The 13,892-nt window shown below is 69.0% G+C and carries 18 protein-coding genes and 2 pseudogenes; 15 read left to right on the top strand and 5 right to left on the bottom strand.

What is annotated here, in order from left to right:
* The first annotated feature begins 217 nt into the window (after positions 1–217).
* From PZB77_RS14400 to PZB77_RS14380, 5 genes are all read left to right on the top strand, one after another.
* On the top strand, positions 218–616 hold the full coding sequence (locus tag PZB77_RS14400; RefSeq protein WP_275492998.1) for a hypothetical protein: 399 nt from the start codon (positions 218–220) through the stop codon (positions 614–616).
* Positions 617–949: 333 nt separating this feature from the next.
* A complete protein-coding gene (locus tag PZB77_RS14395; protein ID WP_275492997.1) occupies positions 950–1,711 on the top strand; it encodes a polysaccharide deacetylase family protein in 762 nt (253 codons plus the stop codon).
* Positions 1,712–2,005: 294 nt separating this feature from the next.
* The gene (locus tag PZB77_RS14390) at positions 2,006–2,605 is read left to right on the top strand and encodes a hypothetical protein (protein ID WP_275492996.1); all 600 of its coding nucleotides are present in this window, start codon (positions 2,006–2,008) and stop codon (positions 2,603–2,605) included.
* A 653-nt stretch (positions 2,606–3,258) separates the two neighbouring features.
* Positions 3,259–3,774, top strand: coding sequence for a GNAT family N-acetyltransferase (locus tag PZB77_RS14385; protein ID WP_275492995.1), 516 nt, complete (start codon positions 3,259–3,261; stop codon positions 3,772–3,774).
* Positions 3,775–3,794: 20 nt separating this feature from the next.
* Positions 3,795–4,283 (top strand): hypothetical protein, encoded by a 489-nt coding sequence (locus PZB77_RS14380; protein ID WP_275492994.1) that lies wholly within the window; start codon positions 3,795–3,797, stop codon positions 4,281–4,283.
* 139 nt (positions 4,284–4,422) lie between these two features.
* Here PZB77_RS14380 and PZB77_RS14375 read toward each other — a convergent pair whose 3' ends face one another.
* The 3 genes and pseudogenes from PZB77_RS14375 to PZB77_RS14365 form a co-directional block, all read right to left on the bottom strand.
* Positions 4,423–5,256, bottom strand: a complete 834-nt coding sequence (locus tag PZB77_RS14375) for a PIG-L family deacetylase (RefSeq protein WP_275492993.1) — start codon at positions 5,254–5,256, stop codon at positions 4,423–4,425.
* 701 nt (positions 5,257–5,957) lie between these two features.
* The gene (locus PZB77_RS14370; protein ID WP_275492992.1) at positions 5,958–6,269 is read right to left on the bottom strand and encodes an NIPSNAP family protein; all 312 of its coding nucleotides are present in this window, start codon (positions 6,267–6,269) and stop codon (positions 5,958–5,960) included.
* Between the two features lie 125 nt (positions 6,270–6,394).
* A pseudogene (locus PZB77_RS14365) lies at positions 6,395–6,654 on the bottom strand (DNA-binding protein); the annotation flags it as partial.
* 147 nt (positions 6,655–6,801) lie between these two features.
* On the opposite strand from PZB77_RS14365, the pseudogene PZB77_RS14360 reads away from it, so the two are divergent.
* Both PZB77_RS14360 and PZB77_RS14355 read left to right on the top strand, forming a co-directional pair.
* Positions 6,802–7,065, top strand: a pseudogene (locus PZB77_RS14360) (flavoprotein); the annotation flags it as partial.
* Between the two features lie 316 nt (positions 7,066–7,381).
* A complete protein-coding gene (locus PZB77_RS14355) occupies positions 7,382–8,278 on the top strand; it encodes a hypothetical protein (protein ID WP_275492991.1) in 897 nt (298 codons plus the stop codon).
* Between the two features lie 380 nt (positions 8,279–8,658).
* On the opposite strand, the gene PZB77_RS14350 is transcribed toward PZB77_RS14355, so the two are convergent.
* Both PZB77_RS14350 and PZB77_RS14345 read right to left on the bottom strand, forming a co-directional pair.
* Positions 8,659–9,312, bottom strand: a complete 654-nt coding sequence (locus PZB77_RS14350) for a YdcF family protein (protein WP_275492990.1) — start codon at positions 9,310–9,312, stop codon at positions 8,659–8,661.
* On the bottom strand, positions 9,309–10,097 hold the full coding sequence (locus PZB77_RS14345; protein WP_275492989.1) for a GntR family transcriptional regulator: 789 nt from the start codon (positions 10,095–10,097) through the stop codon (positions 9,309–9,311). Before PZB77_RS14345 ends, PZB77_RS14350 begins: the two co-directional genes overlap by 4 nt.
* Positions 10,098–10,591: 494 nt before the next feature.
* Here PZB77_RS14345 and PZB77_RS14340 point away from each other — a divergent pair, with 494 nt between their 5' ends.
* From PZB77_RS14340 to PZB77_RS14305, 8 genes are all read left to right on the top strand, one after another.
* On the top strand, positions 10,592–11,014 hold the full coding sequence (locus tag PZB77_RS14340; RefSeq protein ID WP_275492988.1) for an NUDIX hydrolase: 423 nt from the start codon (positions 10,592–10,594) through the stop codon (positions 11,012–11,014).
* A gap of 99 nt (positions 11,015–11,113) precedes the next feature.
* Positions 11,114–11,272 (top strand): hypothetical protein, encoded by a 159-nt coding sequence (locus PZB77_RS14335; protein ID WP_275492987.1) that lies wholly within the window; start codon positions 11,114–11,116, stop codon positions 11,270–11,272.
* Positions 11,273–11,433: 161 nt separating this feature from the next.
* A complete protein-coding gene (locus tag PZB77_RS14330) occupies positions 11,434–11,700 on the top strand; it encodes a DUF6284 family protein (protein ID WP_275492986.1) in 267 nt (88 codons plus the stop codon).
* Positions 11,697–12,029 (top strand): hypothetical protein, encoded by a 333-nt coding sequence (locus PZB77_RS14325; protein WP_275492985.1) that lies wholly within the window; start codon positions 11,697–11,699, stop codon positions 12,027–12,029. Before PZB77_RS14330 ends, PZB77_RS14325 begins: the two co-directional genes overlap by 4 nt.
* A complete protein-coding gene (locus tag PZB77_RS14320) occupies positions 12,026–12,889 on the top strand; it encodes a protein spdB (protein ID WP_275492984.1) in 864 nt (287 codons plus the stop codon). The genes PZB77_RS14325 and PZB77_RS14320 overlap by 4 nt, the downstream gene beginning before the upstream one ends.
* Complete coding sequence (locus PZB77_RS14315; protein WP_275492983.1) at positions 12,889–13,215, top strand: RRQRL motif-containing zinc-binding protein; 327 nt, start codon at positions 12,889–12,891, stop codon at positions 13,213–13,215. The genes PZB77_RS14320 and PZB77_RS14315 overlap by 1 nt, the downstream gene beginning before the upstream one ends.
* A gap of 19 nt (positions 13,216–13,234) precedes the next feature.
* Positions 13,235–13,471: a hypothetical protein gene (locus tag PZB77_RS14310; RefSeq protein ID WP_275492982.1), complete on the top strand. Its 237-nt coding sequence runs from the start codon at positions 13,235–13,237 to the stop codon at positions 13,469–13,471.
* Entirely contained in the window at positions 13,468–13,848 is a 381-nt protein-coding gene (locus tag PZB77_RS14305; RefSeq protein WP_275492981.1) for a DUF6251 family protein, read from the top strand. Before PZB77_RS14310 ends, PZB77_RS14305 begins: the two co-directional genes overlap by 4 nt.
* The last annotated feature ends 44 nt before the right edge of the window (positions 13,849–13,892 follow it).

Below are 13,892 nucleotides of genomic sequence, written 5' to 3'. Positions count from 1 at the left end.
CCTCTTCCGTCCCGGAGCCGCTCCGTCCCGGAGCCGCTCCGTCCCGGAGCCGCTCCGTCCCGGAGCCGCTCCGTCCCGGAGCCGCTCCGTCCCGGAGCTTCTTCCGTCCCCGCGGCCGTTCCCTCCCGGAGCCGTTCCGCCCTCCAGCCGTTCCAGGAGCCGAAGTTCGGGTACCCGAACGGAACGACCGATCCGACGGACCAGCAGGGAGAGCGCCATGGCGAAGACGAGGGCATCCGGCACCACGCATCCGAAGGCCGCCTCCGCGGCGGGCCGGGCCGCCAAGGGCGGTAAGTCGAAGAGCAGCCGGACGGCCGCGGCGAGCGCGCTGTCGCAGACCTCCGGCAAGGCGGGTTCGGCCGGCGCCAAGACGACCAAGTCGGCGCCGGCCTCCGCGGCCGGCAAGACCGTGCGGGCCGGTAAGCGGTCGAAGACCGAGAAGAGCGCAGCGGCCAGCGCGCTGGCCCAGACTCCGGCCGCGTCGTCGAAGCGCAGGCCCGGCAAGAAGATCCTCACCGCCGCGGCCAAGGTGCTGGCGGACAAGAAGTCGACCAAGGCGGAGCGCTCCGAAGCGGCGAGCACCCTCGCCCAGGCCGCGGCCCACGCACTGAAGTGAGCCCCGGCGGCCGCGCCCCCGGCGTACGGCCGTCACGAGCCCCGCCGCACCGACCGGACCCGATCCGGCGGTGCGGCGGGGCTCCTGCGTGTGGGGTGCGGGCCGTGGTCCGGGAGCCCGGCCGGTCTTCAGCGGCAGGAGATGACCGTCCGGGCCGCGTCCTGCGCCGCTGCGCCGCCCGCTCCTGTCGCGGAATCCCTGCGTTTGTCGCCGGCCACCTGCAGCTGTGTCCTCGATCGGTAACCGCGCTGTCTCGCGCGGGTGTTCGTATGCCTTGATGAGTGCACGGCAGCGGGCACCGTATCGGTGGAGACGGCAAAGGGGCGGGCGGACATGGCGAAGCACAAGGGAAAGGGATGGCACGGCAAGGTCCTGGCCGTGTCCCTGGGGGTGACGGCGGTGGCCGCCGCCGCCTCGGTCTGGACCGCGCAGGCCGACACCACCGTGGAGCGGAAGCCGGCGGCCCACGCCTCTGCGCCGGCCGTCCACCCCGTGGCGGTGGGCATCGTGCACGCCTCGGACCAGGGTGCCCGGGGCGTCAACATCACCATCGACGACGGACCGGACCCGGTCTGGACGCCGAAGGTGCTGCAGCTGCTCAAGGAGAACGGCGTGAAGGCGACGTTCTGCATGGTGGGCACGCAGGCCCAGGCATACCCCGACCTGGTCAAGGCGGTCGTCGCGGACGGACACCGGCTCTGCGACCACACGGTCTCCCACGACACCACCATGGACAAGAAGCCCGAGTCCTTCCAGTCCCAGCAGATCCTGGACGCCGAGCGCATGATCACCGAGGCGTCCGGGGGCGTACGGCCGCAGTACTACCGAGCCCCGGGAGGAGCGTTCACCCCGTACAGCCGTCAGCTCGCCGCGTCCCGGGGGATGCGGCCCCTCGGCTGGAACGTCGACACCAAGGACTTCGAACACCCCGGCGTCGAGGCCATCGTCGCGACCGTCAAGAGCGAGATCAGCAGCGGGCCGACCATCCTCTTCCACGACGCGGGGGGCGACCGCGCCCAGACCCTGGACGCCCTGCGCGAGGTGCTGCCCTGGCTGGAGGAGCAGGGGTACTCCTTCGGCTTCCCGGTGCGCTGAGCGGGGGAGCGGGGACCGGCAGCTGATCCGGCACACACCCGACCGGGGAGCGATCCACCGGCAGGCAACCGGGGCCGGTATCGGTCCGGGAAACATTTCCCGGCAGTACGGGCCGGTCGCCAGGAAGCGGGCCATACCTTCCGTATCGAAAAGGGGCCTTGACCGCAATCATCTGACGGAAAGTCCGTTCGCCATTGCACCCACGGCTAAATCCCCCTTTGTGCAGGCCAGTTGATGCCTCCGTGATAGAATTCCCGTGAATTCGCAGGACGGCACGATCAAAAGGGGAATGGCGTGAACACCGAGAAGGTCACTGCTCGACGTCTTACGGCCGAGGAGATCACAGGCTTGGGGCCCCAGGACGCCGTCTTCGTCCCGGCGGGAGTGGAAGGCCTTTCCCTCGACAGCTACGCCCCGGCTTTCCTCACCGCGCCGGGCAAGAGCTTCGAAGGCGGTTCCTTCGTCGCGCGGACGGTCTTCGGCGAGGAAGTCCACGTCCTCCCCGAGAACACCGAAGAGGGCGGCATCTGGGTCGCCGACAAGGCGGGCGAGGTGATCGAGGTCCTGCAGAGCGCCGGCGTCCTCCTCAACCTCGCTCTCTTCGTTCCCCAGGGGAACAAGGATTCCCTGGACGCCCTCTACGCCGCCGCCCGGGAGGCGTTCGGCGCGGGAGTGGTCCAGCGCTGGAGCGAGGAAGCCGTCGCGGTACCGGACGTCAAGGTCGACCTCTACGAGGAGCCGGCCCGGGCGCGGAAGAACACGAACGGCCAGAACCGCGACCGCCGGGCCCTGGACATCTACCCCACCCGCGTGCGGTTCTTGGAGCCCAGCGAGGGCTGGAAGTTCGTCGTCGAGCCGCATCAGGAGATCGTGGACGACACCCCGACGATCTGATCCGTCGGTTCCGGTCCGGCTGACCCACCCGGCCGACCCACTCGTCTCTCCGGTCCGACGGTCCGGTCCGACGGTCGGCGGTCCGGTCCGACGGTCCGGTCCGGTTGTCGGTCCGGTCCGGTCCGGTTGTCGGTCCGGCTGTCCGGCCCGGAGCCGGTGCCGGGCGCTGACCGCAGAGGGAGTCGTGTCCGCACGCGCACGGCTCCCTCCGGGCCCGGGTCCGGGGCCGCGTTCCGCCCGACCCCGCCTCGCACCCCGTCGCGCGGGGGCGGATCACTCCGCGCCACCCTGCGCGCCCCGTCCCGTGCGGGACGATTCGTCTCCCGCCCGCGAAAAACCACCTGACAGCTCATCACGGTGCTGCCCAGTCGAGTGCGGAATGCCGCCCGCACAGTGCTTTCGCCGGCCGGCGTGGTACGCGGAGCCGGCCCGTGCTCGAACTCGTCGCCCTCGACGGCAACCATGTTCCGACGTTCAGGCCGCGAAGAGGCACACGTACGCGGCGGGTGCAGGGAAATGCGGCGGACCGATGGCGTGACCCGGGCGGCTTCCCGCACGAGGGGCCCGTGAGGGCGGGCGCCGCTCGGTGCTCGTACGTCACGCTCCCGCGAAAACCACTGTGCCGATCCCCTGCGGAGTGCTGGGATAGGAGCATGAGTCTCTTATCCGCGCGGCGGGAGGCGCCCCACGTCGTCGTCCCGGTCCGCGTCCGTGACCTGACAGCCGCTGATCTGCCGTCCTGCGGATGGGCCGGCTCGGCGACCCACATGCGCCACGTGGAAGCCGAGTTGGCACGCGCGGCGGCCGGAGAAGTGGAGTACCTGGCGGTCTGCGCCTCCGCGGACCTGCCGGTGGCGATCGGCGGCATCGACTACCAGGCCGCCCCCGGCGCCGGCACGCTGTGGCAGCTCGCGGTCCTTCCGGCCCTCCAGTCGTGCGGCCTGGGCACCGCGCTCGTCCGCGCCGCGGAGGACCGCATCACGTCACGCGGTCTGCGCCGTGCGGAGCTCGGCGTGGAGGAGAGCAACCCCCGCGCCCGCGCACTGTACGAACGCCTGGGGTACGTGGCCTACGACAGCCAGCCGGACGGCTGGGACGTGGAGGCCGCGGACGGCTCGCTGAGCCGGTACGAAACCATGTGCACGCTGATGCGCAAGACCCTCCCCTGAAACCACCCCGAGGAGTCGGCATGGCCGTGGACGTGTGGACTTCCGTCCTCTCGCTCACGGGCGTCGCACTGGGTGGCGGGCTGACGACCCTCTCCCAGCGCGCCACCCAACGATCCGCCGAACGGGCCGAGGAACGCCGGCTTAAAACGGCCACCGGTGAGGCCCGCCGGGCCGAACAACTGCAGGCGATCAAGGAATTCATCGCCTGCGCCCAGGAAGCCGAGCGGGCGGCCTACCGCCGCCCCGAGCCGTGGGGCGGCGACGACGACGGGTGGAGCGGATCCGCGTCCGCGGCCATGACCGCACTCTGGATCGCCGAACGACACCTCGTGCTGCTCTGCGATCCGGGCCTGCACGGCCCCGTCCACACCTACGCCCGCGCGCTCAACCAGGCGGTGTGGCGCGAGATCGGCGACATCGAGGTCAACGAGCACGTCGAGGAGCACAAGACCGCCTTCATGACCGCAGCCCGCGCCGGCCTCGCGCCGCCGCCGGACCGAACGCCCTGAGCCCGAGCCGAGCACCCTGAGCCCGAGCCGAACGCCTTGAGCCCGAGCCGAGCACCCTGAGCCCGAGCCGACGGTCCGGGGCGGAGCCGACGGTCCGGGGGCGGGGGCCCGGCGGGTACGAGCCGGCCGCTCTGGAGGGTCAGCGCAGCCCGGCGAAGAGATCGTTCTCGGGTACGGCCGCGCCGGTGGTGTCCTTGACCCGTACGAAGGTCTCCATGCCCATGATGTCGGCGAACCGCTCCTTGCCCATCTTGAGGAAGAAGATGTTCTCGCCCTGACTGGCGTGCGCGGCCAGTGAGTCGAACTTCTGACCGCTGAAGGCCGTGGTGTCCACCCAGGTGGTGATCTCCTCGTCGGGGAGGCCGATCTCGGCCATCGCGGCGACCTCGGCGGGATCCGGCTCCGGCATGTCCTCCTGGAACTCGCGCATGGTCTCCCCGAACTGCTGCATCCTGGAGCGGGGCATGGTCGTCCAGTACACCTTCGGTGTCAGCTCGGTCATCTCCAGCGCCGCCATGGTGATGCGGTGGGCCTGGATGTGGTCGGGGTGACCGTAGAAGCCGTTCTCGTCGTAGGTGACCACCACATCGGGGCGGTACTCGCGCATCAGCTCCGCGAGGCGGGCGGCGCTCTCCGCCACCGGGGTCTTCCAGAAGGACCCGGGGGCGTCGTTGGTCGGCCACCCGACCATCCCGGAGTCGGCGTAGTCCAGCATCTCCAGATCGCTGATCTTCAGGACGTCGCAGCTCGCCCCCAATTCCTGGCGGCGCATCGCGGCGACGGCCGCCGGATCGTGACCGGGATCCCCCGGCTTGACGCCTCCCGGACCGTCACCACAACCGCCGTCGGTACACGTCACGAGCACCGTACGGATTCCTTCCGCCGCGTACCGCGCGAGCACGCCTCCGGTACTGGTGGCCTCGTCGTCGGGGTGGGCGTGCACTGCCATGAGCGTCAGGGGGCGGTCGTTCATGAGAAACAGTCCTCCAGCAGAAGTACGTCGTGGTCGGAAGAGACGGCCGGCGCCCCGTGATCCCCGGGGGACCGAATCCTGGCAGGGCCGATTCGTGGCAGGGCCGAATCCGGGCAGAGCCGAAGCCCCGGGGACTCAGGTCTCCGGGTGCCCAGCCGGTGGGGTGCCGGTCCTTCGTTCGATGCAACCGTTTCGGCCGGTCCGACTGTTCCCGGCGCGACCGCTCGGCCTTCGGGACGTCCCCGATACAACGCGAACGACCTACACGCGCGACCGCCCCGAGACCTACCTCCGGGACACCGAGCGGGAACAGGCGGAGGACGCACCGAGGACGAGCCGCGCCGCGCCGCAGGGCCCGACGGCGTCCCGGTCCGGGGGAGGGGCGGGACGAACGGCCGGGCCACCGGGTCAGGGGTTCGCGAGGCCGGGGGGCTGTACACCGCATGGACCAGCCGTCAGTGCGCCGACTTCCCCCGTCCCGTCGAGGCGATTACCGCACGGCGCCGACAGCTCGTCGGTGGGCTGCTCGGCACGTTGCCGCCGGGCGATCGCAGGGGCGGGAGCGGGACGACACTCGGGCCGGCCGAGCCGATTGTTCGCGGCGACGCGTCACACCGAGACGGCGGCCCCCGCGACCGCAGCCGTCGTCGCAGCGCTGGGACCAGCCGTGTCGCGGGACCGCACCCCCGCTTCCCGCCGCCTCAGGAGAGGTCGTCCAGCGGCCTCAGAAAGCGACGCTCGTAGCGCTTGATGCAGCGGGTCTCACGGGCCAGTGCGAACGCCGCCTGGCACTCCGGGTCGGAGAAGCTGTCCGTGCGGTACTGCTCGTACACGGCCAGACTGGGGAAGGAGAACAGGGCGTACGCGATGTCGCTGTCTCCTTCGCTCGGCAGGAAGTAACCGTGGTGCGTCCCGCCGAACCGGTTGACGAGCCGGACCCAGCGGCGCCCGTACTCCTCGAAATCCTCGAGCTTGTCGGCGTCGATCTCGTACTTCAGGTGAATGGTGACCATGCCTGCATGATGCCGTGCCGCGAACGCCTGCCCGTACGGCGACGGACGTTGTTGCCTTCTCCGCCGGGCACGGATGGAACACAACGCCGGCAGGGCGACGGGAATCTGCCGGGGTGCACCCGTGTTCAGGGTTGGCGGGCGGGTCGGAGAGGGATGGTGCGGACCTGGTTGCCGCCGAGCGGGGCCATGTCGTCGCTGTCGGACGTCAGGAGAGCGATCAGTTTCGGCTGACGCCGCGCGACCTGGGCGACCGTGCGTCGATGGCGCGCTCGTGCCCGTGCAGCTCAGGGACTTTGAGTAACTCCGCCGCTGCTTCGGCGGCTTGCTCGGTGACTTGCTCCACCTTGATCCGGGACAGGACCCAGTTCACACGATGCATGTGGGTACCCCACAACCGATCCGGTGGACGAGGGCGACGAAGACTGACCGCCGCACCCGAGGGGGTTTTCGAGGGCGGGTCGAGACAGCCCGCGCCTACAGCCAGCCAGGCCGTCTCGACAAGAAGCCCTTTCTCTACGTTGTGGTGTGTGGGTCGGGCGTCTCCGACCCACACACCGCGCTCGGCATCCTCTGCGAGTCGTACTGCCTCGGTATTCCGACCGCCGCTCTGCCCTACGTGAACTCCGCGCAGGCGGCCCGCCTCGCGTACGCCGAGAGCCTGCGGAAGCTGCGCGCCATGGGCATCCTCATCGGCTCCTACGAGCCTCGCCGCCCCGAGGCGGGTGGCGAGGCGGACCGCTTCCACTGGGAGGAAGCACTCGACCTGCTCACGCCGAGGGTGGCGGCCACGCCGTGAACGCTGTGGCCCGAGCAGCGAAAAAGCCCCTGGCTGATCGGCCTGGGGCTCTCGTGTGACGTGAATGGAGCGGGTGACGAGAATCGAACTCGCGCTCTGAGCTTGGGAATCTGCGCCCCTCAGCCTCCAACCACCTACTCTGGCCTGCGCTGACGGTCCTCTAGCGGAAACACGGGCAGCCTATGGGCAGCCCTTTGATTGACCCTGGCTGTCCGCCCTAGGTGGTGCGTAGGTGGTGCGCGCCCGGTCCGTGAGGGTCAGGCTCTCTATGGCGCTTTCGCTGTCTGGGCACCGGCTTCTTACTAGGCTGTACAGCATGAGCAGCCGCCCGTTCCCCTCCCCTGCAAGTGACGAAGTGATCGGAGCCCTTGAGCGGACCGGATACCTCCTCGAGCAACGTGTGGCCAGCAAAGTTCGATCCGCAGGATTTACAACTATCACAGGCAAAGCTTTTATGGACCCCGACGAGGGGAAGTCACGAGAGATCGATATTTTCGCCGTAAAGAAGTTGTGGGAAGACTCTGCACAGCGCATCGTCGTATCCCTCCAGCTGGTGATCGAATGCAAACGTTCCGATGGACCCTACGTTGCACTTGGGAGAGACCCGGAAGCTGTAGATAAGTACCGCCAGCCGCACTCGCACACGATGCCAGTAGAATTCATTCGCTGGTTAGAATTCCTGCCAGATGGCGCAGCTCGTCAGCGGGGGATGCAATCGTGGGGCTGGCTGGGTTTCCATGAATTGCCGGGAAGTCCGAATCTTGATATTCGGAAAGGCCTTCAACTGATCCGGATGAACCTAAGGGGAAAGGAATGGGTTGCGGATAACTCTTCTATATTCGAGTCACTGACTCTGCCCCTCATGAAGGCAGTCGAGGCCTTCCGGCCCCAAAGAGACCGCAACCCGGAGCCAAAATCCGCACACTTGTGCCTATCTTTCCCTATCGTTGTCACGAGCGGTGAACTTTTCTATGTCAACGGAGAGTCTGAAACCCCTATCTCCGAGCGAACCGATTGGGTATCACTAGAACGAGACGTCGACATGAGGTCCATGAAAGGGCTCTTCAATCTGGACGTGGTAGCCTTCCCAGCGCTGGAGCGCTATCTACAGGAACGCGTACTTCTCTTCAGTGAAGCTGTGGTAGCTAAAATTTCACAGGAACCAGAAAAGTTGAAGAAACGGGAACTTGATGCGCGACAGTCCGGAGAGTGAGGAGCCGGCACCACTCTCATACCTAGCCTTGTTTGCACAGAAAGGCGCGGGCGTCTTGGGAGGTCAGGACAGGCGAGGACATAGGGAGAACAGGCATCGCAACGGGTCAGCCCTCGTAGGCTCACAGCTTCGCCGCCGCACCCGCTGAACAGAAATTAGCCCAGCTCAGAGCGTATCTGACCTGGGCTTCGCGCTGAGCCCCAAGTCGAATGCGAACCGACGACCTACGCATTACAAGTTGTCGGATCTCAATCCGTAGCCGTCCATCGTCGTCCGCCGTAACCTCATCCGCCCTGGTCAGCGCATTTGAGCGACCAGGGCGGATGAGGGTGGACGGTCACGGACAACGAGTCAACTGACTGCGAATGAGACTGGGCGTGCTACCCCTCCGGGGCGAGACGGCTCGTGAACCCGTCCGCGCAAAGGCGCTCGTATGCAGCGGCGACTGCGCGAGGAACTTCCTGGTCAATCATGAAACCTTGCTTCGGGTAGACGACCAACCGCTGCTGCGCTCCCACGAGCATGTCCAGTACGAGGCGCGGGTCCTGGAGCGTGTCGACATACTCTGCGAGCGTCATCGCTGCTGATGCGCTGATGAATTCGACTCTCGGCCAAAGCTTGCAGGCTGTCGCATACGCTCGCCGCTCCTCGTACGGCTTGCTGACCAGCAGCACCGAAGTCACGTCAATGCCGCGCTGAGCCAGCGCGGCACGGGACAGGATGATGTTCTCGCCCGTGTTGCGCGCTTCCGGCTCCACGAGGATCGCGCCTGCGGGGACACCCAGCTCTATGGCCCGCTCACGGTAGTGCTCAGCTTCCCCCCTCGGCATCCGCTCGCGCGTAGTGCGGCTGGTTGCACCAGTGAAGACGATCAACGGGAACATGCCACGCTGATACAGGTCAGCAGTCACATCCGCTACACCCAGGTCGTGGCTACCGAGACCGATACCGACCGAGCAAGGGCGCAGGTCGTGGTGCATCTGCTGAAAGTCCCACAACAACTGGGCGTCAGACCACGCTCGTGCTGGGATCACTGGGTTGCTTCCTCCGCTGAATCAGGGACCTTGAAGTCGTACGCCCACGCGAACCGGCTGGCGGCGTGGATGCCAATGGCGAACTCCACCACGGTGCCATCAGCGGTGCGGGTAGTGCGGTGAAGTTCTACGACCCACTCTCCGGGCGTCAGCTGAAGTAGCACTGCCTCTTCGGAGGATGCGGGGCGCGCGAACAGTTCCTCCCGCATGTGGTCGATCTCGTACCCCGCGTCGTACAGCACGCGATAGCCTCCGCCCTTGCCCGCGGGGCCGGGCGTCGGGTCCACAAGACGGGTGCCCTCGACATGCTCCGGGCGGTAATAGCTGGTCAGGGTATGTGTCGGCTGATGTCCCTCCTTCACGAGGCGAGCACGTGCATACACCTCTGCACCCTCGGCCAAACCGTGGGCTGCGGCCACCAGAGGCGGCGCCGGCACGAGGCTGACGTTTTGCGTCTGCTCACCGCGCTTGTGCGCGCGTCCGGAAGCGACCCGGTCGGCGATGAAGGCGACTTCGTCGCCGTCCCGCCACTTGGCCTTGTCGTAGCGAGCGATACCAAGCCGCTTAAGCGGCGCCTGCTGCTTGACCACCGTGCCGTGACCGCGCGAGGACGTCACCAGCCCTTCAGCTTCAAGCGCCTTATATGCCGCGTGAACCGTGGACTTCGATCCCTCACCGGCTTCCACCAGGTCTCGAATGTGCGGCAACTGCCTGCCGGGGGGCAGCTCACCGCTCTTGATCTGCTCGGCCAGCTTGTCCGCCAGCTCGCGCCACTTGGGTGCCACGCGCGCTCCTCTCAACAGCTTCAGTGAAACACAGTCCCAGGACTGTTGACAGTCCTGGGACTGTGCGTCATTGTCATCTCAGACGCACCGCAGTCCTAGGACAGCGTGAGCGGAAAGCCCTTCCTTGGGCTGCTTCGACCTAAGCCCGGAGGGTCCCGCGAGGGAGTGAGCCCGAAGGAAGCGGTGGTTCCTTGAGAACTGAACAGTGAACAAAGGCGAGGTGAGAGACCTTGCCCCCGAGACGGCCGGGTGAGCCGTCGGTAGCGGTACGGCGCGTCGGCGTCGTGCGTACGGTCCTGCGGCCCTGGAGAACACCCTCGGGTGCCACCCGCAGTGAGCTGCCCTGCTCAGCGCCAGGCAGAGACATGGCGCATCCACCTCCGCAGTTGGCACTGCGGCCGGTTGCCTCCCCCGCCCGTCCGGCCCCCTCGGGGTGCCGTACGGGCGGGGCAGAGGGGAGCCGGACTATCCGGAACCGCATTCGAGGGAGCGACATGAGCACCGAGACGTTCGAGACCATCCGCTACACCGCCGACGTGGTCGTCACCACGACCGACAGGCGCGTCCTGCTGATCGAGCGGGGCTGGGACCCGCACGCCGGCCAGTGGGCGCTGCCCGGCGGGCACGTCGACCCCGGCGAGACCAGCCGCGCCGCCGCCGCCCGCGAGCTGGCCGAGGAAGCCGGTGTGTACGCGGCGCCGGAGGAACTGACCCAGGTCGGGACCTGGGACGCCCCCGACCGCGACCCCCGCGGCCGGTACGTCACCGTCGCCTATCACCTGACCGTCATCTCCGGCCTGCCCGCCGAGGCCGGGGACGACGCGGTCAACGTCCGGTGGTGGCCGCTCACCGACCTGCCGCCGCTGGCGTTCGACCACGCCGACATCATCGCCGCCGTCACGGCGTCGACCGTCTGATCCACCAGCCCCGGTATCTAGCCGCGAGGGTGCCCGATCGACTCGGGCCCGGGGCACGAGCCACCCCCAGCGGCGGGCGGTCAGACGAGAGGAATCGCTGTGCAGAGTAACGAGGACCTTCGCGCCCAACTCGCCGCCGAGGCTGCGGCCGAGGACGACGCGGCCCAGGCCGCATGGAAGGCCGCCAACGGGCCCACGGACTACCAGGACGCCACCTACGGCTGCCACGGAAGCCACGGCAGTCGCAGCACCCGCTAGCTCGCGTCACCGCCCCGGATCACGCCGTGAGGGCGCCGGATCGAATTCAGCCTGGGGCACTGCCACCCGTACGAGGTGGCCCCACAGGAAGCGAACGGCCCCCGGGATGCACCCCGGGGGCCGTTCTGGTGGGCCGTTCCACTGCAAGGAGAAAACGACCCATGAAGACCATCGGAGCACTTCACAGCCTCGTTACGGCGGCGTCGCTCGATTTCGAGCCGACGCCGGCGGAGCTGGACGCGATCGACTGGGAGATGCCGCTCATCCGGGCGGAGATTGACCTGTTGGACGCGGAGATCGTGACCATCGACCGGCCGGTCAGCGAGCTGGACGCCCGGCGGGTCCGCCGGGCCCGGCGCCGGGTGCTGGCCGCCCGCCGCGACCTGACCAACCGCACCGGCACGGTGCAGTCGGGTGGTGCCGCGTGACGGCGCAGACGCTCACCGACTTTGCCGCCCCGCTGCGGCTGCTGCGGCTGCTCGCCGTGGAACACGCGGAGCTCCCGGCCCCGGACGTGGCGCTGTCCACCTGGTTCCCCGACCGGTTGGAGCTGACGTTCCACGACGACTTCGCCGGGTTCGAGGCGTGGCGGGACGCGCTGGGCATCGACCCGGCGGGCGTCTCCTACGGCGTTCAGTCCGGCGGCCGGACCGCCGTGCTGAAGGTCCACACCGAATACGGCGGTGCCGAGGTGCACCTGACCGGCTTCGCGGACGTCCCCACCGCCGACGAGACGCGCGGGGGTGAAGCGGCGTGAACGTCAAGACAGTTCTTCCCGCTGTCGCTATGACGGCGGTGTCCATGGTTCTCACGCTGGCCGTGGTGATGATGTGGCTGGGCACGGCGATGCCGTGGCCGGTCGCGCTGGTCGTCGGTTTGGGCATCGACGGCGGGTGGCTCGCCACGCTCGCCTACGAACGCCGCCTGGCCGCTCAGGGCGACCACAGCACCACGGTCACCGGCGTCGGCTGGGGATTCGGCGCGGTCGCCACCGGCGTCCTGATCGCCCACGCCCTGACCGCGGAGCACTCGGCCGGCGCGTGGCTCGCGGTCGCCTGGCTCCCCATCGCCGCCAAAGCCCTGTGGTTGGTCCACGGCATGTGGGAGCGCACCGCGCTCACCGCGGAAGCCCTCGACGCGATCCAGGGCATCCAGCAGGAAGCCCGCGACGAAGCAGCCGTTGCACGCGCCCGCCTCCGGGCGGAAGCGTCCACGGAGGAGACGCGGCTGACGGCCGTAACGCAGGCCGGAGCCCGCGTCGCACACGTCCAGGCCCGCACTGCCGACACCCTCTCCCGCGCCTGGTCGACGCTGGAGACGACACGGGAGGGGGAGGGCACCGGACGGGCCCTGACCAGCGTGACCACCCGCGTCACGCCCGGCGTCACATCCCGATGGGAACTCCCCGTCTGGGGCCCCACCGAGCCGGTCTCCGCGTTCGCGCTGGAGTCCGGTACCGCGCTCACGGATGAGGCCCTGGACGATCTGGTGGACCGCATCCGTCACAGCGAGACGCCCGCCCTGTCCTACCGCGAGATGGCCACCCGCTTCCGGGCCGCCGGCCACTCCGCCTCCGAAGTCCGCCTCCGGGCCGCGTGGAAACGCATGGTCGCCTGATGACCACCGTCCCCGCCTACCGGTGGCGGCTCGCCCCGGACGGGCTGGCGACCCGCCGTCAGCTCCGGGCGATGGGCCTGCGGCCCGGCGGTCAGGACCCGGTCGCCGAACTCCAGCGCCCCCGCCGCCGGCGCGGCCCGCTGGTCGCCTACCTCTACCGCATCGACCTCGCCCGCCCGGTCCGGCCCATGACGCCCGGCCGGGCGCGAGCGCTCGCCGCGGCGATGCGGGCCCGCCGCACCTGCCCCGTCTGCTGGCGGGACGCCGGGTACTGCATCCCGCGCTCCCTCGGCATCTGTGTGACCTGCGCCGACTCGACCGTCTGACCCCGGAAGGACACGCCCTATGAACTTCCGTTTCCTCAGCGACAGCGGCTCCGAACTGACCGCCGAGCCCGTCATCCTGCACGCCACCTCCGACCATCCGGAGCCCGCCGTGGCCGTGCGGATCACCTCCGGCGGGAAGAGCCGGATGCTCTACGTCTCCCTCGACCGTGTCGAAGAGCTGCTGACCGGCGTCAAGGACACCGCCCGACAGGCCGCAGCCGACTTCGACCGGCACAGCGGAAAGGACATTCAGTGAACCCCAACCTGCCCGCCCCTCGCGCGCTCACCGTCGTCCAGCTCCCGGACGGCACGTACGCCTACACCCCCGCCGAACACCTCCCGGCCGCCGCCCCGCAGCAGCCGCAGCAGATCGTTCAGCACATCCACCAGGCCCCGCCCGACCGCACGATTCAGCGGGTCGCGCTCGGGTCCGGGATGGGCGCCGGTGCCGTCGCCGCCGGCGTCTACTTCGGCCCCCTGCTCGTCGGGGCGCTCACCGCGATCGCCGCGAACCTGGCGCTGCTGGCGTTCCTCGCGGTGGCGATGACGTGGGGCGTCGTCACCATCGTCCGCACGGTCGGCGGGGCTGACGCCAAGGCCGCCGCCAAGAACCTCCGGGGCCGTCGCCGCTGACGGCTGCCTGTCCGCCCCGGTCCGACCGGGGCGGGCGGGGAGCC

The sequence above is a fragment of the Streptomyces sp. AM 2-1-1 genome, from assembly GCF_029167645.1.
Lineage (GTDB): Bacteria > Actinomycetota > Actinomycetes > Streptomycetales > Streptomycetaceae > Streptomyces.
The sequence above is the reverse complement of the archived record's forward strand: the minus strand, read 5'-3'. Positions and strand labels throughout refer to the sequence as shown.